The organism is Citrobacter braakii (assembly GCF_009648935.1).
Classification (GTDB): domain Bacteria; phylum Pseudomonadota; class Gammaproteobacteria; order Enterobacterales; family Enterobacteriaceae; genus Citrobacter; species Citrobacter braakii.
Genome location: NZ_CP045771.1, coordinates 1919346 through 1940713 on the forward strand (window position 1 = coordinate 1919346; position 21368 = coordinate 1940713).

At 54.2% G+C, this 21368-nt stretch carries 16 protein-coding genes and 3 tRNA genes; 10 read left to right on the forward strand and 9 right to left on the reverse strand.

Annotated elements, in window-relative coordinates; translation table 11 throughout:
- Nucleotides 1–99: 99 nt before the first annotated feature.
- Genes ptrA through recD form a run of 3 tightly spaced genes read left to right on the forward strand, consistent with a single transcriptional unit; the run spans nucleotide 100 to nucleotide 8343 of the window.
- A complete protein-coding gene (gene ptrA / locus GFC06_RS08980) occupies nucleotides 100–2988 on the forward strand; it encodes a pitrilysin (protein WP_016157372.1) in 2889 nt (962 codons plus the stop codon).
- Nucleotides 2981–6526 carry an exodeoxyribonuclease V subunit beta gene (gene recB / locus GFC06_RS08985; RefSeq protein WP_141875600.1) on the forward strand — a complete coding sequence of 1182 codons (3546 nt, stop codon included), beginning with the start codon at nucleotides 2981–2983 and terminating at the stop codon, nucleotides 6524–6526. The genes ptrA and recB overlap by 8 nt, the downstream gene beginning before the upstream one ends.
- Nucleotides 6523–8343, forward strand: a complete 1821-nt coding sequence (gene recD / locus GFC06_RS08990) for an exodeoxyribonuclease V subunit alpha (RefSeq protein ID WP_141875599.1) — start codon at nucleotides 6523–6525, stop codon at nucleotides 8341–8343. Before recB ends, recD begins: the two co-directional genes overlap by 4 nt.
- A gap of 46 nt (nucleotides 8344–8389) precedes the next feature.
- Here recD and argA read toward each other — a convergent pair whose 3' ends face one another.
- Nucleotides 8390–9721 (reverse strand): amino-acid N-acetyltransferase, encoded by a 1332-nt coding sequence (gene argA, locus GFC06_RS08995; RefSeq protein ID WP_008785703.1) that lies wholly within the window; start codon nucleotides 9719–9721, stop codon nucleotides 8390–8392.
- Nucleotides 9722–9956: 235 nt separating this feature from the next.
- Here argA and amiC point away from each other — a divergent pair, with 235 nt between their 5' ends.
- Complete coding sequence (amiC, locus tag GFC06_RS09000) at nucleotides 9957–11210, forward strand: N-acetylmuramoyl-L-alanine amidase AmiC (RefSeq protein WP_016154266.1); 1254 nt, start codon at nucleotides 9957–9959, stop codon at nucleotides 11208–11210.
- A 74-nt stretch (nucleotides 11211–11284) separates the two neighbouring features.
- Here the strand turns inward: amiC and GFC06_RS09005 are convergent.
- The 3 genes from GFC06_RS09005 to GFC06_RS09015 all read right to left on the reverse strand — a co-directional run bounded on the left by GFC06_RS09005 (nucleotide 11285) and on the right by GFC06_RS09015 (nucleotide 11583).
- Nucleotides 11285–11361 (reverse strand) — tRNA-Met (locus tag GFC06_RS09005).
- A 34-nt stretch (nucleotides 11362–11395) separates the two neighbouring features.
- Nucleotides 11396–11472: transfer RNA gene (locus tag GFC06_RS09010), tRNA-Met, on the reverse strand.
- 34 nt (nucleotides 11473–11506) lie between these two features.
- Nucleotides 11507–11583: transfer RNA gene (locus tag GFC06_RS09015), tRNA-Met, on the reverse strand.
- A gap of 205 nt (nucleotides 11584–11788) precedes the next feature.
- Here GFC06_RS09015 and mltA point away from each other — a divergent pair.
- Nucleotides 11789–12886 carry a murein transglycosylase A gene (mltA, locus tag GFC06_RS09020; RefSeq protein ID WP_019077597.1) on the forward strand — a complete coding sequence of 366 codons (1098 nt, stop codon included), beginning with the start codon at nucleotides 11789–11791 and terminating at the stop codon, nucleotides 12884–12886.
- A gap of 39 nt (nucleotides 12887–12925) precedes the next feature.
- The gene (gene tcdA / locus GFC06_RS09025; RefSeq protein WP_153690053.1) at nucleotides 12926–13732 is read left to right on the forward strand and encodes a tRNA cyclic N6-threonylcarbamoyladenosine(37) synthase TcdA; all 807 of its coding nucleotides are present in this window, start codon (nucleotides 12926–12928) and stop codon (nucleotides 13730–13732) included.
- 47 nt (nucleotides 13733–13779) lie between these two features.
- Here tcdA and csdE read toward each other — a convergent pair whose 3' ends face one another.
- Nucleotides 13780–14223 carry a cysteine desulfurase sulfur acceptor subunit CsdE gene (csdE, locus tag GFC06_RS09030; RefSeq protein WP_047357912.1) on the reverse strand — a complete coding sequence of 148 codons (444 nt, stop codon included), beginning with the start codon at nucleotides 14221–14223 and terminating at the stop codon, nucleotides 13780–13782.
- A complete protein-coding gene (gene csdA / locus GFC06_RS09035) occupies nucleotides 14223–15428 on the reverse strand; it encodes a cysteine desulfurase CsdA (RefSeq protein ID WP_153690054.1) in 1206 nt (401 codons plus the stop codon). Before csdA ends, csdE begins: the two co-directional genes overlap by 1 nt.
- A 192-nt stretch (nucleotides 15429–15620) precedes the next feature.
- Between csdA and GFC06_RS09040 the strand changes: the two genes are divergently transcribed.
- From GFC06_RS09040 to rlmM, 4 genes are all read left to right on the forward strand, one after another.
- Complete coding sequence (locus GFC06_RS09040; RefSeq protein ID WP_016154261.1) at nucleotides 15621–15848, forward strand: YgdI/YgdR family lipoprotein; 228 nt, start codon at nucleotides 15621–15623, stop codon at nucleotides 15846–15848.
- Nucleotides 15849–16211: 363 nt separating this feature from the next.
- Nucleotides 16212–17129: a glycine cleavage system transcriptional regulator GcvA gene (gene gcvA / locus GFC06_RS09045; protein ID WP_016154260.1), complete on the forward strand. Its 918-nt coding sequence runs from the start codon at nucleotides 16212–16214 to the stop codon at nucleotides 17127–17129.
- An 18-nt stretch (nucleotides 17130–17147) separates the two neighbouring features.
- Entirely contained in the window at nucleotides 17148–17543 is a 396-nt protein-coding gene (locus GFC06_RS09050; RefSeq protein ID WP_003034037.1) for a DUF423 domain-containing protein, read from the forward strand.
- Entirely contained in the window at nucleotides 17536–18636 is a 1101-nt protein-coding gene (gene rlmM / locus GFC06_RS09055) for a 23S rRNA (cytidine(2498)-2'-O)-methyltransferase RlmM (protein ID WP_003034040.1), read from the forward strand. The genes GFC06_RS09050 and rlmM overlap by 8 nt, the downstream gene beginning before the upstream one ends.
- Before the next feature lie 35 nt (nucleotides 18637–18671).
- Here rlmM and fucR read toward each other — a convergent pair whose 3' ends face one another.
- The 3 genes from fucR to fucK are packed head-to-tail and all read right to left on the reverse strand — an operon-like array spanning nucleotide 18672 to nucleotide 21300.
- Nucleotides 18672–19400 carry an L-fucose operon activator gene (fucR, locus tag GFC06_RS09060; RefSeq protein WP_153690055.1) on the reverse strand — a complete coding sequence of 243 codons (729 nt, stop codon included), beginning with the start codon at nucleotides 19398–19400 and terminating at the stop codon, nucleotides 18672–18674.
- A gap of 57 nt (nucleotides 19401–19457) precedes the next feature.
- Complete coding sequence (gene fucU / locus GFC06_RS09065; RefSeq protein WP_080859165.1) at nucleotides 19458–19880, reverse strand: L-fucose mutarotase; 423 nt, start codon at nucleotides 19878–19880, stop codon at nucleotides 19458–19460.
- A gap of 1 nt (nucleotide 19881) precedes the next feature.
- Nucleotides 19882–21300 (reverse strand): L-fuculokinase, encoded by a 1419-nt coding sequence (gene fucK, locus GFC06_RS09070; protein WP_153690056.1) that lies wholly within the window; start codon nucleotides 21298–21300, stop codon nucleotides 19882–19884.
- Between the last annotated feature and the right edge of the window lie 68 nt (nucleotides 21301–21368).

Consider the following 21368-nt stretch of genomic DNA (forward strand, 5'->3'; position numbering starts at 1 on the left):
ATGCTGGCTCGTTCAGCACATAGTCTTGCCCTGTTCAGACCACGTATTTATGCGTGCTTTGCTGTGAACAGGTGAATACGTTAATGATGAGGTTTGTGAATGCCCCGCAGCACCTGGTTCAGCGCATTACTGTTGTTCGTCGCCCTTTGGGTTCCCGTAAGTCAGGCAGATACCGGTTGGCAGCCTTTAGCTGAAACCATCCGTAAAAGCGATAAAGACACCCGCCAGTATCAGGCCGTGCGCCTTGATAACGGCATGGTCGTGTTGCTGGTATCCGATCCTCAGGCCGTGAAATCCCTTTCTGCACTGGTGGTTCCCGTGGGCTCGCTGGAAGATCCGGACGAGCATCAGGGGCTGGCGCATTATCTCGAACACATGTGTCTGATGGGCTCGAAAAAATACCCACAGCCGGACAGTCTGGCTGAATTCCTGAAAATGCACGGCGGCAGCCACAATGCCAGCACCGCGCCTTACCGTACGGCCTTCTATCTTGAAGTCGAAAACGACGCGTTGGTGGGGGCGGTGGATCGCCTGGCGGACGCTATTGCCGATCCGTTGCTGGATAAAAAATATGCCGATCGTGAGCGTAACGCGGTTAACTCCGAGCTGACGCTGGCGCGTACCCGAGACGGGATGCGTATGGCGCAGGTGAGTGCTGAGACCATCAACCCGGCGCACCCTGGCTCGCGTTTCTCCGGCGGAAATCTCGAGACATTAAGCGATAAACCGGGAAACCCGGTGGTGCAGGCATTACAAAAATTTCATGAAAAGTACTACTCCGCGAACCTGATGAAGGCGGTGATTTATAGCAATAAACCGCTGCCAGAGCTGGCGCGGATAGCTGCTGACACCTTTGGACGCGTACCGAACAGAAATATCGCAAAGCCTGAAATTACCGTACCGGTAGTCACCGACGCGCAAAAGGGCGTCATCATCCACTATGTTCCGGCAATGCCGCGTAAAGTACTGCGCGTCGAGTTTCGTATCGATAACAACAGCGCGCAGTTCCGCAGTAAAACCGATGAGCTGGTGACCTATCTGATTGGTAATCGTAGCCCTGGAACGTTGTCTGACTGGCTGCAAAAGCAGGGACTGGTTGAAGGTATTCGTGCGGATTCCGATCCGGTGGTCAATGGGAACAGCGGCGTGTTAGCCATTTCCGCGACGTTAACCGACAAAGGGCTGGCGAACCGCGATGAAGTTGTTGCGGCAATTTTCAGTTATCTCAATCTGTTACGCGATAAAGGCGTCGATAAACGCTATTTTGACGAACTGGCGCACGTACTGGATCTCGATTTCCGTTATCCCTCCATCACCCGTGATATGGACTACGTGGAATGGCTGGCTGATACCATGATCCGCGTTCCTGTCGAACATACGCTGGATGCGGTGAATATTGCCGACCAGTACGATGTGAAAGCCGTTGAGCAACGCCTGGCAATGATGACGCCACAGAATGCGCGTATCTGGTATATCAGTGCGAAAGAACCGCATAATAAAACCGCTTATTTTGTCGATGCGCCTTACCAGGTGGATAAAATCAGCGACAAAACCTTTGCCGACTGGCAGCAAAAAGCGCAGGGCATTGCGCTGTCGTTACCGGAGTTGAACCCCTACATTCCGGATGATTTCACGCTGATTAAAACGGATAAAAAATACGCGCACCCGGAACTGATCGTTGATGAGCCGGATCTACGCGTGGTGTATGCGCCGAGCCAGTATTTTGCCAGTGAGCCGAAGGCTGACGTCAGCGTGATCCTGCGTAACCCGAAGGCCATGGACAGCGCTCGCAACCAGGTATTATTCGCACTTAACGATTACCTGGCGGGGATTGCGCTCGATCAGTTAAGCAACCAGGCGTCGGTAGGTGGAATTGGTTTCTCTACCAACGCTAACAATGGGTTGATGCTTAACGCCAACGGCTATACCCAACGTCTGCCGCAGCTTTTTCAGGCGCTGCTGAGCGGCTATTTCAGCTACACCTCAACGGATGAACAGCTGGAACAGGCGAAATCCTGGTATGCCCAGATGATGGATTCTGCAGAGAAGGGTAAAGCCTACGATCAGGCAATTATGCCAGTGCAAATGCTTTCTCAGGTGCCGTACTTCTCACGCGATGAGCGCCGTAAGCTACTGCCTTCCATCACCCTGAAAGAGGTGATGGCGTACCGCGACGCCTTAAAAACCGGTGCGCGGCCTGAATTCCTGGTAATTGGTAATATGAGCGCCGCTCAGGCGACGACCATGGCGCGGGATATCCAACAACAGCTTGGCGCTAACGGGTCACAGTGGTGTCGCAATAAAGATGTGGTTGTGGACAAGAAGCAGTCCGTCATCTTTGAAAAAGCAGGCAGTAGCACGGACTCCGCGCTGGCGGCGGTATTTGTGCCAACAGGATACGATGAATACGCTAGTTCAGCCTACAGCGCCATGTTAGGGCAGATTGTTCAGCCGTGGTTCTACAATCAACTGCGTACTGAAGAGCAGTTAGGCTACGCTGTATTTGCTTTCCCAATGAGTATTGGCCGTCAGTGGGGAATGGGGTTCCTGCTGCAAAGCAATGATAAGCAGCCGTCTTACCTTTGGGAGCGTTATAAAGCGTTCTTCCCGACGGCGGAAGCGAAGCTGCGGGCGATGAAACCTGAAGAGTTTGCGCAAATTCAGCAGGCGATTATTGCGCAAATGCTGCAGGCGCCGCAAACGCTGGGGGAAGAAGCCTCACAGTTAAGCAAAGATTTTGATCGCGGCAATATGCGCTTCGATTCACGTGATAAAATAGTGGCTCAGATTAAACTGCTGACGCCGCAAAAACTTGCCGACTTCTTCCATCAGGCGGTGGTTGAGCCGCAAGGCATGGCGATACTGTCACAGGTTTCCGGCAGTCAGAACGGGAAAGCAGAATATGTGCACCCGGAAGGCTGGAAAGTGTGGCAGACCGTCAGCGCGTTGCAGCAAACCTTACCCCTGATGAGTGATAAGAATGAATGATGCCGCTGAGTCCCTTGATCCACTGCGCTTGCCCCTGACGGGCGAGCGCCTGATTGAAGCCTCTGCGGGCACCGGTAAAACCTTTACCATCGCCGCCCTGTATTTACGTTTACTGCTTGGACTGGGCGGCTCTGCCGCCTTTCCTCGTCCTCTGACCGTTGAAGAACTGCTCGTGGTCACCTTCACCGAGGCAGCCACCGAAGAGTTGCGCGGTCGAATTCGTAGCAACATTCATGAACTGCGAATTGCCTGCCTGCGTGAAAAGACCGACAACCCGCTAAATGCCCGTTTGTTAGATGAAATCGCCGATAAAAAACAGGCCGCTCACTGGCTGCTATTGGCTGAAAGACAGATGGATGAAGCGGCGGTGTTTACCATCCACGGCTTTTGTCAGCGTATGCTCAGTCTCAACGCCTTTGAATCAGGCATGCTGTTCGAACAGCAACTGATAGAAGATGAATCGCTGCTGCGCTATCAGGCCTGTGCGGACTTCTGGCGTCGGCACTGCTATCCGCTACCCCGCGACATTGCGCAGGTGATTTTTGAAACGTGGAAAGGACCGCAGGCTCTGCTGAGAGACATCGATCGCTATCTGCAGGGGGAAGCGCCGGTCATCAAGGCTCCGCCGTCTGATGACGAAACGCTGGCTTCCCGGCACGAACAAATTCTCACGCGCATTAACCAGATCAAGCAGCAATGGCGTGATTCCGTTGATGAGCTGGATGGCCTGCTGGAAGCCTCCGGGATCGACCGGCGTAAATTTAACCGTGGTAACCAGGGTAAGTGGATCGAAAAGATCAGCGCATGGGCGCAAGAACAAACCCAAAGTTATCAGCTTCCTGACGCGCTGGAGAAATTCTCACAGCGTTTTCTGGAAGAGCGCACTAAAGCGGGCGGAATAACCCCTCAGCACCCGCTGTTTGTCGCTATTGATGAATTGCTTAGCGAACCGTTAACTCTCCGCGATCTGGTGATCACCCGGGCGCTGGCGGAGATCCGTTCGGCGGTTGCCGAGGAGAAACGACGCCGCGGTGAGCTAGGCTTTGACGATATGCTCAGCCGTCTGGATGCGGCGTTGCGCAGTGAAAGCGGCGATGCCCTGGCGACGGCTATCCGTACCCGTTTTCCGGTCGCGATGATCGATGAATTTCAGGATACCGATCCGCAGCAGTACCGTATTTTTCGCCGGATCTGGCAGCATCAGCCGGATACCGCACTGCTGCTGATTGGCGACCCAAAACAGGCGATTTACGCGTTCCGCGGCGCGGATATCTTCACCTATATGAAGGCGCGCAGCGAGGTCAGCGCACACTATACGCTCGATACCAACTGGCGTTCGGCCCCCGGCATGGTCAATAGCGTAAATACGCTTTTCAGCCAGATGGATGACGCATTTATGTTCCGCGAAATCCCCTTTAGCCCGGTAAAATTTGCAGAAAAAAACCAGTCGTTTCGGTTTGTTTTACATGGTGAGACACAGCCAGCCATGAGCATGTGGCTGATGGAAGGGGAAAGCTGCGGCGTAGGCGATTATCAGAACTACATGGCCCAGGTGTGCGCCACGCAAATTCGCGACTGGCTTAAGGCCGGGCAGTCTGGCGCTGCGCAACTGGTCAGTGGTAAAACATCCAGTCCGGTACGCGCGTCGGATATCAGCGTACTGGTTCGTAGCCGCCAGGAGGCGGCACTGGTCCGTGATGCGCTGACGCAGCTGGCAATTCCCTCCGTCTACCTTTCCAACCGTGACAGCGTATTTGAAACGCTGGAAGCGCGGGAGTTGCTGTGGGTGCTGCAGGCGGTGATGACGCCGGAACGTGAGAACACGCTGCGTAGCGCGCTGGCGACCTCAATGATGGGGCTGAATGCGCAGGATCTTGAAGCCTTAAATAACGACGAAAATGCCTGGGATGCGGTGGTCGAAGAGTTTGATGGCTATCGTCAGATCTGGCATAAACGCGGCGTGATGCCGATGCTGCGCGCGCTGATGACAACCCGCCAGATTGCGGAAAACCTGCTGGCGACGGCGGGGGGCGAACGCCGCCTGACCGATATTTTACATATCAGCGAACTGTTGCAGGAAGCGGGCTCGCAGCTGGAAAGCGAGCATGCGCTGGTGCGCTGGCTGTCCCAGCATATTCTTGAACCCGACAGCAACGCGTCCAGCCAGCAGCTCAGGCTGGAAAGCGACAAGCATCTGGTCAAAATCGTCACTATCCATAAATCTAAAGGGCTGGAGTATCCGCTGGTCTGGTTGCCGTTTATCACGAATTTCCGCGTCGAGGATCAGGCTTTCTACCACGATCGCAGCTCTTTTGAAGCCGTGCTGGATCTCAGCGATGCCGAGGAGAGCGTTGAGCTGGCTGAAGCGGAGCGTCTGGCGGAAGACCTGCGTTTGCTCTATGTCGCGCTAACCCGTTCGGTATGGCACTGCAGCCTTGGCGTGGCGCCGTTGGTGCGACGTCGGGGCGATAAAAAAGGGGATACCGATGTGCATCACAGCGCCCTTGGTCGCCTGTTGCAAAAAGGTGAGCTGATGGATGCCGCGGGTCTGCGTAGTGCGATTGAAGCACTGTGTAGCGACGATATTGCCTGCCAGACGCCTGCGCAGCCTGACGGTGAACCCTGGCAGGTTGCACAGACTGTTAGCTGCGAACTGAGTGCGAAAATACTGCAGCGTACGCCCGGCGATAGCTGGCGCGTGACCAGTTATTCCGGTCTGCAGCAGCGTGGGCATGGAATCGCGCAGGATCTGATCCCGCGACTGGATATTGATGCCGCAGGCGTTGGTGAGGTTATTGAAGAGTCAGGGCTTACTCCGCATCAGTTCCCGCGCGGCGCTTCGCCAGGTACATTCTTGCATAGCCTGTTTGAAGATCTCGACTTTACTCAACCGGTAGATCCGAGTTGGGTCGAGGAAAAACTGGCGTTGGGCGGTTATGACGCGCACTGGACGCCGGTTTTGACCGAATGGCTGGATGCCATTTTGCAGGCGCCTCTCAACGAGACGGGCGTGAGTTTGAGCCATCTTTCCGCGGGTGAAAAACAGGTGGAGATGGAGTTTTACCTGCCGATTTCGCAGCCGCTGATGGCCAGCCAACTTGATGCGTTAATTCGCCAATACGATCCTCTCTCAGCGGGGTGCCCTGCGTTGGAATTTATGCAGGTACGCGGCATGCTGAAAGGATTTATTGACCTGGTTTTCCGCCACCAGGGGCGTTATTACCTTCTCGATTACAAATCGAACTGGCTTGGGGAAGACAGCTCAGCGTATACGCAGCAGGCGATGGCCTCTGCCATGCAGGCGCATCGCTACGACCTGCAGTATCAACTTTATAGCCTGGCGCTGCATCGCTACTTGCGCCATCGCATTGCTGATTATGATTATGAACGCCATTTTGGCGGCGTTATTTATCTCTTCTTGCGTGGCATTGACAGTGAAAATCCGCAACAGGGAATTTACGCGACCCGACCTGACGGGGAGTTAATCGCCTTGATGGACGAGATGTTTGTCGGTGCGCCACTGGAGGAGATGTCATGATAATCCAGAAACGATTACTGGAAGCTGTGGAGCAAAAACAGCTCCGGCCTCTGGATGCCCAGTTTGCGCTGGCGGTTGCCGGAAATGACAACCCTGCCGTTGCGCTGGCGGCGGCGTTGCTTAGTCGTGAAGCAGGAGAAGGGCACGTCTGCTTACCACTTTCACGGTTATCCCTGAGCGAGGATGCCCATCCCCTTTTAAGCGCCTGGCTCGCTGAAGTGGGAGAGCCAGAAGACTGGACGGAATGTCTGCTGGCCTCCGGGGCGGTAAGCCGTGGTGAGCAACCCACGCCGCTGGTGCTGCACGGCGATCGCTTGTATCTGAACCGGATGTGGCATAACGAACGGGCGGTGGCTCGCTTTTTCAGTGAAGTTAACCACGCCATTGAGGTGGATGAACAACGGCTGACCCACACGCTGGCGGCGTTGTTTCCACCAGCGGAAGGTGTTAACTGGCAAAAAGTGGCCGCTGCGGTGGCGTTGACCCGTCGTATATCGGTGATCTCCGGCGGGCCGGGGACCGGAAAAACGACAACAGTTGCGAGGCTTTTGGCGGCGTTGATTCAGATGGCGGAGGGAGAACGCTGCCGTATTCGCCTGGCGGCTCCTACTGGAAAGGCGGCAGCGCGCCTGACTGCCTCGCTGGGCGCAGCGCTACGAGAACTTCCGTTAACCGAAGAGCAAAAGAAACGCATTCCCGATGACGCCAGTACGTTGCATCGATTATTAGGCGCTCAGCCAGGCAGTCAGCGCCTGCGCCATCATGCGGGAAACCCGCTGCATCTGGATGTGCTGGTGGTGGATGAAGCCTCGATGATTGATTTGCCGATGATGTCGCGCCTTATCGATGCGCTGCCGCCGCACGGGCGGGTGATTTTTCTTGGCGATCGTGACCAGCTCGCTTCCGTCGAAGCGGGGGCGGTGCTGGGGGATATCTGTGCTTTCGTCGGTGACGGGTTTACCCCGGAACGCGCCCGCCAGCTCAGTCGTCTGACCGGAAGCGCTATTCCGGCAGGTCCGGGAACTCAGGCCGCCGCTTTGCGCGACAGTTTGTGTCTGCTGCAAAAGAGTTACCGTTTCGGTAGCGATTCCGGAATCGGTCAGTTGGCTGCTGCGATTAATCGTGGTGACAAAGCCGCGCTCAAAACGGTCTTCCAGCAGGGGTTTAGCGACATTGAAAAACGCACGCTACATAGCAGCGAAGATTACGCCGCGATGTTGGATGAGGCGCTGGCGGGTTATGGGCACTATCTGGATTTACTGCGAGAGGGCGCTGAGCCGGATGCCGTCATTCAGGCCTTCAATGAGTATCAGTTGTTGTGTGCCCTGCGTGAAGGTCCGTTTGGCGTGGGTGGTTTGAATGAACGCCTTGAGCAGGTGATGGCGCAAAAACGTAAAATTCATCGTTCAACGCATAGCCGCTGGTATGAGGGAAGACCGGTGATGATCGCGCGCAATGACAGTTCGCTGGGATTATTTAACGGTGATATCGGCATTGCCCTCGATCGTGGACAGGGCCTGAGGGTGTGGTTTGCGCTGCCGGACGGTTCTATCAAATCAGTCCAGCCCAGTCGCTTACCTGAACATGAAACCACCTGGGCGATGACCGTGCACAAATCGCAGGGATCTGAGTTTGACCATGCGGCGTTGATTTTACCCAGCCAGCATTCACCCGTGGTTACCCGCGAGCTGGTCTATACCGCCGTCACCCGCGCGCGCCGGCGTCTGTCACTGTATGCCGATGAGCGGATATTAAGTAACGCCATTGCCACCCGCACCGAACGTCGCAGCGGATTGTCGGCGTTGTTTAATCAATAAAATTCGTTGCCGGATAAGGCATTTATACCGCATCCGGCAACGACCACTACCCCAAATCCGCCATCAGCACCTTTGACCGCCGCTGATAGTTGTACATCTCTTTCTTGCTTTCCGGCAGCAGGTCGATATCCACTGGCGTGAAACCACGTTCCTGGAACCAGTGAATGCTGCGCGTGGTCAGCACGAACAGTTTGCTCAGTCCCATTTGCCGGGCCTGCGCGGCGATCCGCTCCAGCAATACTTCCCCGCGCGATGAGCTACGGTAGTCCGGATGCACCGCCACGCACGCCATTTCGCCAATTCTCTCCTCCGGGAAAGGGTACAGAGCGGCGCAGGCGATGGTCAGGTTATCGCGCTGAATAATCGTGAATTTGTCGATCTCCATTTCCAGTTGTTCGCGGGAGCGACGTACCAGAATGCCTTGTTGCTCCAGCGGACGGATCAGCTCCAGAATCCCGCCGATATCGTTAATGGTAGCGCGGCGGATCTGCTCGGCGCTTTCCATTACGATCTGCGTACCGATCCCGTCACGGGAGAACAGTTCCTGCAGCAATGCGCCATCTTCCTGATAGCTGATCAGATGGCAGCGCCGTACCCCACTGCGACAGGCTTTCACTGCCCCACGCAGGAAGCGCACTGTGCCGGAGCTGTAATCGCCTTTCTCTTCCTGCAACTCAACGCGCGCCTGGGCTTCGTTAGGAAACAGCTCGGAAATAATATCGCCATCATCGTTGGTGACGCCCTGAGAGGAGCAAAAGCCGATCATTTTCTCTGCCTTCAGTTTGATAGCCAACTGTGTGGCGACCTCTTCTGAAGTCAGGTTAAAGCTCTCACCGGTGACGGAAACGGCGACCGGACCCATCAGCACAATCGCGCCACTGTCTAACTGACGGTGAATGGCATCTTCATCAATACGACGAATACGTCCGCTATGGCAGTAATCCACGCCGTCATCAACGCCCAGCGGCTGGGAGATAATAAAATTACCGCTGACCACATTGATGTGCGCCCCCTGCAATGGCGTATTATTCAGGCTCATTGACAGGCGGGCGGTAATATCAAGCTGAAGTAACCCCGCCGCCTGCTTGACCAGCTCCAGGGTTTTAGCGTCGGTAACGCGCGTATTCTTGTGGTACACCGGTTCATGATGATGCGCCGCAAGATTGGCATCAATCTGCGGCCGTGCGCCATAGACCACGACAAGGCGGATGCCGAGACTATGAAGAAGGCCAATGTCATTGACGATACTGGAAAAGTTTTCATGCTCGATGGCTTCGCCGCCCAGCATAATGACAAACGTCTTTCCCCGATGGGTATTGATATAGGGAACAGAATGGCGGAATCCCTGTACCAGTTCGGTTCTACGCTCCTTCACCACGGCACACCCTCATTGCATGATTATTCGTAATTTGTGTATTTTTATTCTGTTTTGGCGCTGTGCGCAAGCGTAATTTTTACCCATGCCGAAGATTTTTCTCAGTAATGCCGTGAATATAAAAAGAATGTTTACCCTTTTATAGATGACAGATTATGCGTCATTCGCTAAAGTTTCCGGTCAATTCAGACGTTTTACGTATTACCTCAATAAAGATTTCTTTTTGCTCGGGAGAAGCATGTCGGGATCCAATTCAGCAATCAGTCGCCGCCGTTTACTGAAAGGTGCGGGTGCTATGTGGCTTTTGAGCGTCAGCCAGGTTGGTCTGGCTGCCATGAGTCAGGTCGTTGCCGTACGTGTCTGGCCAGCGTCCAGCTACACCCGCGTCACGGTAGAATCAAACCGTCTGCTGAAATACAAACAGTTTGCCCTGAGTAATCCTGAGCGTGTGGTTGTGGATATTGAAGGCGTTAATTTGAACTCGGTGCTCAAGGGCATGGGTGCGCAGATCCGTCCTGACGATCCGTATATTAAATCGGCGCGCGTCGGGCAGTTTGACCCACAGACCGTGCGGATGGTGTTCGAGCTGAAACAGAATGTGAAGCCGCAACTTTTTGCGCTGGCTCCGGTGGCGGGCTTTAAAGAACGTCTGGTGATGGATCTCTATCCTGCGAATGCCCAGGATGTTCAGGATCCGCTGCTGGCGTTGCTGGAAGAATACAACAAGGGCGATCTGGACAAACAGGTGCCGCCTGCGCAAAGTGGCCCGCAGCCGGGTAAAGCGGGGCGCGATCGTCCCATTGTCATTATGCTCGACCCAGGGCATGGCGGAGAGGACTCCGGTGCGGTGGGGAAATACAAGACGCGTGAAAAAGATGTGGTGCTGCAGATTGCCCGACGTCTGCGAGCCCTCATAGAGAAAGAGGGCAACATGAAGGTCTTTATGACGCGAAATGAAGATATCTTCATTCCGCTTAAAGTCCGCGTGGCGAAAGCGCAGAAGCAGCGTGCAGACCTGTTTGTCTCTATTCACGCCGATGCATTTACCAGTCGACAGCCCAGAGGTTCGTCGGTATTTGCGCTCTCGACTAAAGGGGCGACCAGCACCGCCGCGAAATATCTGGCGCAAACTCAGAACGCCTCGGATTTGATTGGCGGCGTCAGCAAGAGCGGCGATCGCTACGTCGACCATACCATGTTCGACATGGTGCAATCGCTGACCATCGCCGACAGCCTGAAGTTTGGTAAAGCGGTATTGAATAAGCTCGGTAAAGTTAACAATCTGCATAAGAACCAGGTTGAACAAGCCGGGTTTGCGGTACTTAAAGCGCCGGATATTCCGTCTATTCTGGTGGAAACCGCATTTATCAGTAACGTTGAGGAAGAGCGCAAGCTCAAAACTGCGACCTTCCAGCAGGAAGTTGCCGAGTCGATTCTGGCGGGGATCAAAGCCTACTTTGCCGATGGTGCGACGCTGGCGAGAAGGGGATAACAAAAAAGCGCTGAAAAGCGCTTTTTTTATGGACCGCAGATACAAAAAAACACCCTTTAGGGTGTTTATAATGTTGGTTGCGGGGGCCGGATTTGAACCGACGACCTTCGGGTTATGAGCCCGACGAGCTACCAGGCTGCTCCACCCCGCGTCACCGTACTGCTTTATATTTTATCAAATTTGATTGGTTGCGGGGGCCGGATTTGAACCGACGACCTTCGGGTTATGAGCCCGACGAGCTACCAGGCTGCTCCACCCCGCGTCACCGTACTGCTTTTATTTCATCAAATTTTAATTGGTTGCGGGGGCCAGATTTGAACTGACGACCTTCGGGTTATGAGCCCGACGAGCTACCAAGCTGCTCCACCCCGCGTCCGTGGATGCGCACTATACTCTGCTCGCATTTTCATGCAACCCTTTTTTCACCTTGATCACGTTTTTAAGGTGAAAATGAACAAAAACAACGCATTCTGGATTGTTTTTTGCTCAAAATTTGCGTTCGGGTATGTATACGCATTTCATTAGGTTCGGGGGTTTGTTATCTTCGTCTCGCATTCAGGCAACATAAGACGAGAACAATGAAAGGACGTTGGGCAAAATATCTTCTTGCGGGAGCAGTCGTCGCGATGCTCGCCGCGTGTTCCTCAAAACCCACCGATCGTGGGCAGCAGTATAAAGACGGGAAATTTACCCAGCCTTTCTCACTGGTGAACCAGCCTGATGCGGTTGGCGCACCAATCAATGCCGGTGATTTCGCCGAGCAGGTTAATCAAATTCGCAGCGCTTCGCCACGTTTGTACGGCAACCAGAGCAACGTTTACAACGCTATCCAGCAGTGGTTACGTGCGGGCGGTGATACGCGCAGTATGCGCCAGTTTGGTATTGATGCCTGGCAAATGGAAGGGGCGGACAACTACGGTAACGTCCAGTTTACCGGTTACTACACGCCGGTTATTCAGGCGCGCCATACGCGCCAGGGCGAGTTTCAGTATCCTATCTATCGCATGCCGCCAAAACGTGGGCGCTTACCAAGCCGTGCCGAGATTTACGCGGGCGCGCTGAGCGACAACTACATTCTGGCGTACAGCAACTCCCTGATGGATAACTTCATTATGGATGTGCAGGGCAGTGGTTACATCGATTTTGGCGATGGCAGTCCGCTTAACTTCTTTAGCTATTCCGGGAAAAACGGCCACGCCTATCGCAGCATCGGTAAGGTGCTTATCGACCGTGGCGAAGTGAAAAAAGAAGATATGTCGATGCAGGCTATTCGCCATTGGGGTGAAACGCACAGCGAAGCCGAAGTGCGTGAGCTGTTGGAGCAGAACCCATCGTTTGTCTTCTTTAAACCGCAATCTTTTGCACCGGTCAAAGGGGCCAGCGCGGTACCGTTGATTGGCCGCGCATCTGTGGCTTCTGACCGCAGTATCATTCCGGCGGGCACAACATTGCTGGCGGAAGTCCCGTTACTGGACAATAACGGCAAGTTTACCGGCCAGTACGAACTGCGCCTGATGGTGGCGTTAGATGTGGGTGGCGCTATTAAAGGGCAACACTTCGATATCTATCAGGGCATTGGTGCTGACGCCGGACACCGTGCGGGGTGGTATAATCACTACGGTCGCGTCTGGGTACTGAAAACAGCGCCGGGTACGGGTAACGTGTTCAGCGGTTAATAGCCGGATGGCGCTCGATATTAATGAATTTGAGGTGTTATGTCTGTGGTTATCAGTGATGCCTGGCGCCAGCGTTTTGGCGGTACGGCGCGTCTGTATGGCGAAAATGCGCTGCAGTTGTTTGCCCAATCGCACGTTTGTGTGGTCGGGATTGGCGGGGTAGGGTCGTGGGCGGCGGAAGCGCTGGCGCGTACCGGTATTGGTGCCATCACGCTCATCGATATGGATGATGTGTGCGTCACCAATACTAACCGCCAGATCCATGCTCTGCGCGATAACGTCGGCCAGGCAAAAGCTGAAGTGATGGCTGAACGTATCCGTCAGATTAACTCGGAGTGCCGGGTGAACGTGGTCGATGATTTTGTCACGCCGGATAATGTTGCTGAGTATATGAGTGCGGGTTATTCGTATGTCATTGATGCGATTGACAGCGTGCGCCCAAAAGCGGCACTGATCGCCTGGTGTCGGCGTAACAAAATTCCGCTGGTGACCACCGGTGGTGCGGGAGGGCAGATCGACCCGACGCAGATACAGGTCGTTGATTTGGCAAAAACTATCCAGGATCCGCTGGCAGCCAAGCTACGCGAGCGACTGAAAAGCGATTTTGGCGTGGTGAAAAACAGCAAAGGCAAGTTGGGCGTGGACTGTGTGTTCTCGACCGAAGCGCTGGTTTACCCGCAGGCAGATGGCTCGGTATGTGCGATGAAAGCGACGGCGGAAGGGCCGAAGCGAATGGATTGCGCATCCGGTTTTGGCGCGGCCACTATGGTGACCGCCACCTTTGGCTTTGTTGCCGTCTCACACGCGCTGAAGAAGATGATGGCGAAAGCGGCGCGCCAGAGTTGAGTGTGATGTGCCGGATAAGACGCGTTCGCGTCGCCATCCGGCAACCATCAAACCTGTCGGGCAGCCTCAAGAATCGCCTCGTTCAGAGCATGCAGCCCCTGGGTACGCGAGGCGCTGAGCTGCGCGCGTAAACCTAGCTCGTCAAATAATGCCATAGGCGAATGCGCCAGTAACTCGGCTGCAGTTTTACCTTCGACCGCCGTGAGTAATACCGCCAGCAGCCCGCGAACAATGCGACCTTCGCTGTCGCCGAAGAAATGCAAAGTACCATTCTCATGAAGGGTATGCCCCAGCCAAACGCGGTTTTCGCAGCCCGCGATCTCTTTGGCCTGCGCCTTTAGCGAATCCGGAAGCGCTGGCAACTGCTTACCCAGCAGAATCAGCTGGCGATATTTATCTTCCCACTGGGTGAGCGAGGTAAAGGTATTGCGTAACGTCTCTTCCGTTACGGTTGTGCCAAACGGGTGTCCGGCGAACAGAGGGCTTGTCATTAATCCACCAATATTTCCAGCGCGCGGTCAACGGCTGCGACCAACGCATCTACATCACTTTGCGTATTATAAGGTGCAAATGAGGCGCGTAGCGTCCCGGATACGCCCAGTTCTGCCAGCAGCGGTTGCGCACAGTGTTGTCCTGCACGCAGTGCAATGCCATATTCGGCCAGCAACGTCACCATGTCGCTGTGATGAACACCTGCGAAATCAAAGGCTAACAGACTGGAGTCCTGGCAGCGGAAGGAGCGAAAGCCGGGGCGTTTCGCCAGTGCATCTTCTGCCAGCGTCGCCAGACCCCGGCTCCAGTTTTCGGCCTGCACCACGTCAACGTCCGCCAGCCATTCGAGCGCCGCGCTTAGCCCGATAACGCCAGCAACGTTAGGCGTACCGGCCTCCAGCTTCCATGGAGCAGCCTGGGTGGTGAAACCGTCAAAACTGACTTCGCTAATCATTTTACCCCCACCGAGCCAGGGAGACATGGCATCCAGCAGTTCCGGTTTACCGTACAGCACGCCAATGCCGGTGGGGCCATACAGCTTGTGGCCCGAGAACGCATAGAAATCAATGTCTAATTGCTGTACGTCGGCGGGGAAATGGACAATCCCCTGGGCACCATCCACCATCACCACCATTCCAGCCGCATGGGCGAGCGTAATGGCGCGGGCCAGATCCGGGCAACCGCCGGTAACGTTCGACATCTGCCCAAGCGCCAGAATGCGGCTGCGTGGAGTGATGAGTTGCGTGAGGCATTCAACGTCTGGCAATAAATGGGCGTTAAGCGGCAGCCTGACGACCTTCGCCCCCGTTTGCTCCGCCACCATCAGCCAGGGCACGAGGTTGGCATGATGCTCTGCTGCGCTAACGATAATCTCATCACCCGGTTGTAAGCGCGGTCGCGCATAGCTTTGGGCAACCATGTTGATCGCTTCCGTCGTACCGCGGGTCCAGACGATTGTTTTGTCATCCGGCGCATTAATCAGGCTTGCGACTTTTTCCCGCGCGGCTTCATAGCGTGCGGTCAGGCGCTGTGCTTCGGCAAACTGGCTGCGATGGACGTTCCCGGCGCTCAGGCTATAAAACTGATGGGTGGCCTCAATCACTGCCTGCGGCTTCAGTGCGGTAGCAGCGCTGTCGAGATAGACGCCAGCATCGTTGAGTGCGGGAAATTGCGCGCGAAACTGCGCGGGGTTAAAAGCGTTCATGGTATTCCTCAGTTCAGTAAACCGATCGTGGCGCAAAAAGGGCGCTGATACAAGGGGGGGGCTAACCATCGGAATACTCTGGATATCCTGGCAAAGTCCACGCAGTGTCTTATGCTATATACCGTTAGGCGAGCAATTTAGCCTGTTACGGAGTGTGTTTTTAATAGCATAAATCGCTTTAAGGAGAAAAAGATGAAAAAGACTGCCGCAATTATCTCTGCTTGTATGCTGACTTTTGCCCTGAGCGCCTGTTCTGGTTCGAATTACGTGATGCACACCAATGATGGTCGATCAATCGTATCTGATGGTAAGCCACAGACCGACAATGAAACGGGGATGATTTCGTATAAAGACGCTAACGGCAACAAACAGCAGATTAACCGTACCGATGTGAAAGAGATGGTAGAACTGGATAACTAACCGGTCGTCCATCGACAAAGAGTCGGACAAAAAAAAGCACCGCAATTTGGCGGTGCTACATTAATCACTATGGACAGACAGGGTAAATGTACAGGAAGTGAAAAAGGGTAGCTTTGCTACCATGGTCTGAATCGCAGACCAATTGCAAACACAACAACACAACATCACAACCGTAAGCCAAAAGCCCACCAGAACACGCATTCCGATAAAACTTTTCGTTCCGGCTTCAGGAAGTGCCGCCACTATAGGTATTTGCTGGTAGAACCTCAACGGACAATTTATAATGGCTCAGATAAAAAAAACTAATAGGTTACAACCTGTTGGTTAATTGTTAAATTCATTTAACATCAAAGCCTAAAAGTCATGTCAAAACGATTACCACCCCTAAATGCGTTGCGTGTTTTTGATGCTGCAGCGCGTCATTTGAGCTTTACTCGCGCAGCAGAAGAGCTTTTTGTGACGCAGGCCGCAGTAAGTCATCAAATCAAGTCACTTGAGGATTTCCTGGGGCTGAAGCTGTTTCGTCGACGCAATCGATCTTTGCTGTTAACGGAAGAAGGCCAAAGCTACTTTCTCGACATCAAAGAGATTTTTTCGCAATTAACCGACGCGACGCGTAAACTTCAGGCACGCAGTGCAAAAGGTGCGCTCACCGTGAGTTTATTGCCCAGTTTTGCAATCCAATGGATGGTTCCCAGACTCTCTAGCTTTAACTCAGCTTATCCGGGAATCGATGTCAGGATCCAGGCGGTGGACCGTCAGGAAGACAAACTGGCTGACGACGTTGATGTGGCGATTTTCTACGGACGTGGCAACTGGCCGGGTCTGCGTGTTGAAAAATTGTACGCAGAATATCTATTGCCGGTCTGCTCGCCGCTATTACTCACCGGTGATAAACCGCTAAAGACGCCCGAAGATCTGGCGAAACACACATTATTGCACGATGCGTCGCGCCGTGACTGGCAAGCCTATACGCGCCAGCTTGGCCTGAATCATATCAACGTACAGCAGGGACCCATCTTCAGCCATAGCGCCATGGTGCTCCAGGCTGCTATCCATGGACAGGGAATTGCGTTGGCTAATAACGTCATGGCGCAATCCGAAATAGAAGCCGGACGTCTGGTCTGTCCGTTTAATGATGTTCTGGTCAGCAAAAACGCATTTTATCTGGTTTGTCATGACAGTCAGGCAGAACTGGGTAAAATAGCCGCCTTCCGTCAGTGGATTCTGGCGAAAGCGGCCACGGAACAAGAAAAATTCCGCTTTCGTTATGAACAATAATTTACGTAGGGTATTCACATGACCAGCCGTTTTATGCTGATTTTTGCCGCCGTAAGTGGCTTTATCTTTGTGGCGTTGGGCGCCTTTGGGGCACATGTTCTGAGTAAAACCCTCGGTGTCGTTGAGATGGGGTGGATCCAGACTGGCCTCGAGTATCAGGCGTTCCATACGCTGGCTATATTTGGCCTGGCCGTCGCCATGCAGCGGCGTATTAGCATTTGGTTTTACTGGAGTAGCGTGTTTTTGGCATTAGGAACGGTGCTGTTTAGCGGCAGCCTGTATTGCCTCGCGCTCTCGCATTTACGCCTGTGGGCGTTTGTTACCCCTGTCGGCGGTTTCAGCTTCCTTGTGGGCTGGGCGCTGATGTTAGTGGGCGCTATTCGATTGAAACGTAAGGGCGTTAGTCATGAATAAGGTTGTATTGTTGTGTCGCCCAGGTTTTGAAAAAGAGTGCGCCGCAGAAATTACGGATAAAGCAGGACGCCGGGAAATCTTCGGTTTTGCCCGCGTGAAAGACAATGCGGGTTACGTCATCTTCGAATGCTATCAGCAGGACGATGCCGAAAAGTTAGTGAAAGAGTTGCCGTTTAGCTCGCTGATTTTTGCCCGTCAAATGTTTGTGGTGGGCGAACTGCTGCAATATTTACCGCCGGAAGACCGCATTACGCCGATTGTCGGCATGTTGCAGGGCGTGGTAGAGAAAGGCGGCGATCTGCGCGTTGAAGTTGCTGATACCAATGAAAGCAAAGAGTTGGTTAAATTTTGCCGTAAATTTACCGTACCACTGCGCGCGGCGCTGCGGGAAGCGGGCGTGCTGGCAAAATATGAAACGCCAAAACGTCCGGTGGTTCATGTGTTCTTTATCGCACCTGGCTGCTGCTATACCGGCTATTCCTGGCCTGACAATAACTCCCCGTTCTACATGGGCATTCCGCGTCTGAAGTTCCCGGCCGATGCGCCGAGCCGTTCAACACTGAAGCTGGAAGAAGCGCTGCACGTGTTTATTCCTGCCGATGAGTGGGATGAACGTCTGGCTAACGGAATGTATGCGGTGGATTTAGGGGCATGCCCGGGCGGTTGGACCTATCAACTGGTTAAACGCAACATGTGGGTTTACTCCGTGGATAATGGTCCGATGGCGCAAAGTCTGATGGATACCGGACAAGTTACCTGGCTGCGCGAAGACGGATTTAAGTACCGGCCAAATCGCAATAACATTTCGTGGATGGTTTGCGACATGGTGGAAAAGCCCGCGAAGGTTGCCGCCCTGATGGCGCAGTGGCTGGTCAACGGCTGGTGTCGTGAGACTATTTTCAACCTCAAGCTGCCGATGAAAAAACGCTACGAAGAGGTGTCGCAAAACCTGGCTTATATTCAGGCACAGCTTGACGAGCATGGCGTAAATGCCCAGATTCAGGCGCGTCAGCTGTATCATGACCGTGAAGAAGTCACCGTGCACGTCCGTCGCCTGTGGGCTGCTGTTGGTGGTCGTCGCGACGAGCGATAAGGTAAAATTGCAGGCCGGATGAAGGCGTAAATGCCTCATCCGGCCTGTATTGTTTCAATTAGCGGCGTATCTGAAATAATATGCGTCACATCATCCAGATGCCCAATCCGGGCCTCCCCCGAACGATTAAATTTACTTTTATCGATCAGCAATAATGACTGCGCTGCGCGCTTAAGCAGAATGGACTTGAAGTCGGCATTGGTCGCGTTAGAGTCCCAGAGTGCGCCGTCGCTGTCGATCCCTACGCAGGAAAAAATAAACAGATCGATCTCGAGTGGTTTGAGCTGCGAGATGAGCGAGGGGTTAACATAGCAACCGTATTTACGCTCAAGGCGACCGCCGGAGCTGATGAGCTGAAGGTGTTCGCGTTTAGCCAATTCCTGGCAAATGGGCTGGCTGTTGGTAAAGACGTGAATGTTGATGTCCGGTAACTGTCGCGCCAGGTACCAGCACGTTGAGCTGGCGTCCAGGGCTATCACCATACCTTCTTCGATCCATGCCAGCGCTTCGCGGGCAATATTCGCTTTGTGGGCATAGTGGCTTTTGAGTCGCATATGAAACGGGTCGCCGCTGTCCTGATTTTCCCGATGAATCACTTTGGCCCGCCCGTGATTGCGCAGCACTTTTCCCTGGGCTTGTAGCTCGCTGAGATCGCGGCGGATGGTCTCTTTGCTGACCTTAAGTTGCAAAGCAAGGGTTTCGGTTGTCAGATTTTTGTGGTTGGTAAGCAGATCTACGATCGCCTGCTGGCGCGTCGCTTTCATGTTCTGATCCTCATCTTATGATGAATGCCCGTAGCTGACGGGCATTCAGACCAGAGATTACGGGGTTACTCCTTTTTTTAATAGAATATTCCCGTACTTTGCCCGCTCTCCAGTGATAACGATCGCAAACGCCTGTTGCGCGCGTTCATAGAAGGCATAGCGGTCAATACGCGTGATGTCCGGGCAGGGGGTTTGCAGTGAAAGCGCCTGACGATAGCGGGCCTCGACGTCAGGATCGAGGGCATCGCCTTCAACAGCCGCCATCATCACCAGCGGTGGGGCATAGCTGTCCAGTTCAAAGAGCGGAATAATCGCCTGTAGCAGGTCGCTGACCAGCAGACCGTCGGTGCGGATAACCTGCGGTCCCATGCTGTGGGCCGGGAAGTGGGCATCGGAAAATATAATCTCATCGCCGTGCCCCATTTCAGCCAGTACCTTCAGCAGGTCGGGCGAAATTAAGGGAGATATTGTTTTGAGCATATTACTCAACTCCTGTTAGTTCGGATTCGGTTTGCGGATAAAAGTAACGGTACTGGTAGCGTACCTGCCCGCGTGCCTGTTCCGGTGAGGCAAATTCCCCAATGCCCGACCACGCAAACATTGCGGCACCTGCCACGGTGGTTTCGGCGTCATCCAGCACTTTGACAGGTATCCCGAGAACATTCGCTTTGATCTGATTCCACAACGCGTTACGGCTTCCCCCACCAACCAATAGCAGTTCTGTGGCCTGGAAATGACCGATTTTTTCCAGCGTATGGAGGTTTCGCTGCAGCTGTTCTGTCAGTCCTTCCAGCGCGGCGCGATAAAAGTGCCCACGGGTGGTATTGAGCGTAACCCCTTGCCAGCCCGCATTCTGACAGGCCAGCAGGTCGCAGTGCATCTTCACTCCTTCGGCGCCTGCCGGGATGGCCCTGGCTTCGTCAATCAACGTCTGCCAGGGGGTGTCGGCAGTCCACAACAGCTTACGCACCCACTCAAGTACACCGGAAGCCAGCCACTGCATGCCGGGGTTATTCAGTCCAGCCTGGCTATCCAGCTCACAAGTGGAACCCGCATATTGGCTGAGCTGGGAGGTATCCACCTGCGCACTGCGCACCATCAGAATTTCCCATGTGCCGGAAGAGAGCACCGGTTCATCTGGCTGGGCTCCAGCGCCAAATAGCGCAAACTGCGTGTCGTGTCCGGCAGAGATGACCGGAATTCCCGCCGTAAGCCCGAGCAGGCTGGCAGCCTCTGGTTGCAAAGCCCCAATCTGTTCGCCTGCTTCAACCAGGCGCGGGAACAGACGGCGCGGTATGCCCGTAGCCTGCAAAATGTCATGACTAAAATCGCGCTGCCGGATGTCCAGCAGCTGACTGGTGCCCGCCATGGTGATATCTGTAGTGAACTCGCCGGTTAAACGGTGGTTGATAAGCGACGAGATAAACAACCAGGCGTGCGCCTGCTCCAGAAATTGCGGATGGTTTTCTTTCAGCCACACCAGTTTATACAGCGTGTTGAAGCTAAATGCGCCGACGCCGGAAATTTCCTGCAATTGCTGCGGTGATATGTAGCGGTGAATATTCTCCATCACCGCTGCGGTGCGTGGGCATTTCCAGCTAATCACCGGATACAGCTGCTTGCCGTTCTTATCAACCAGCGCGCCGTCTACGCCAAAAGTGGTGACGGCGATCCCGCGGACATGGCAGGCGGCTAGTTGCGTGCAGAGGCGCTGACAGCAATCGGCGAAGCGTTGCAGAATGGACTCCAGCGACCATTGATGCCAGGTACTGTTTTCTGTTGCGATGTCACTGGCGTTCGGGGTTGCTGCGCGGGCGACAATCTTTCCCTGTCGGTCAACGGCGATAGCCCGCACGTTGGTCGCGCCACAGTCGAGAACCAGGATAACGTCTTGTTTCATAATCGCTCCCCAAACGTAGCCGGATGGCGCAGCGCTTACCCGGCCTACAAAATTCACCGCGCAGGCCC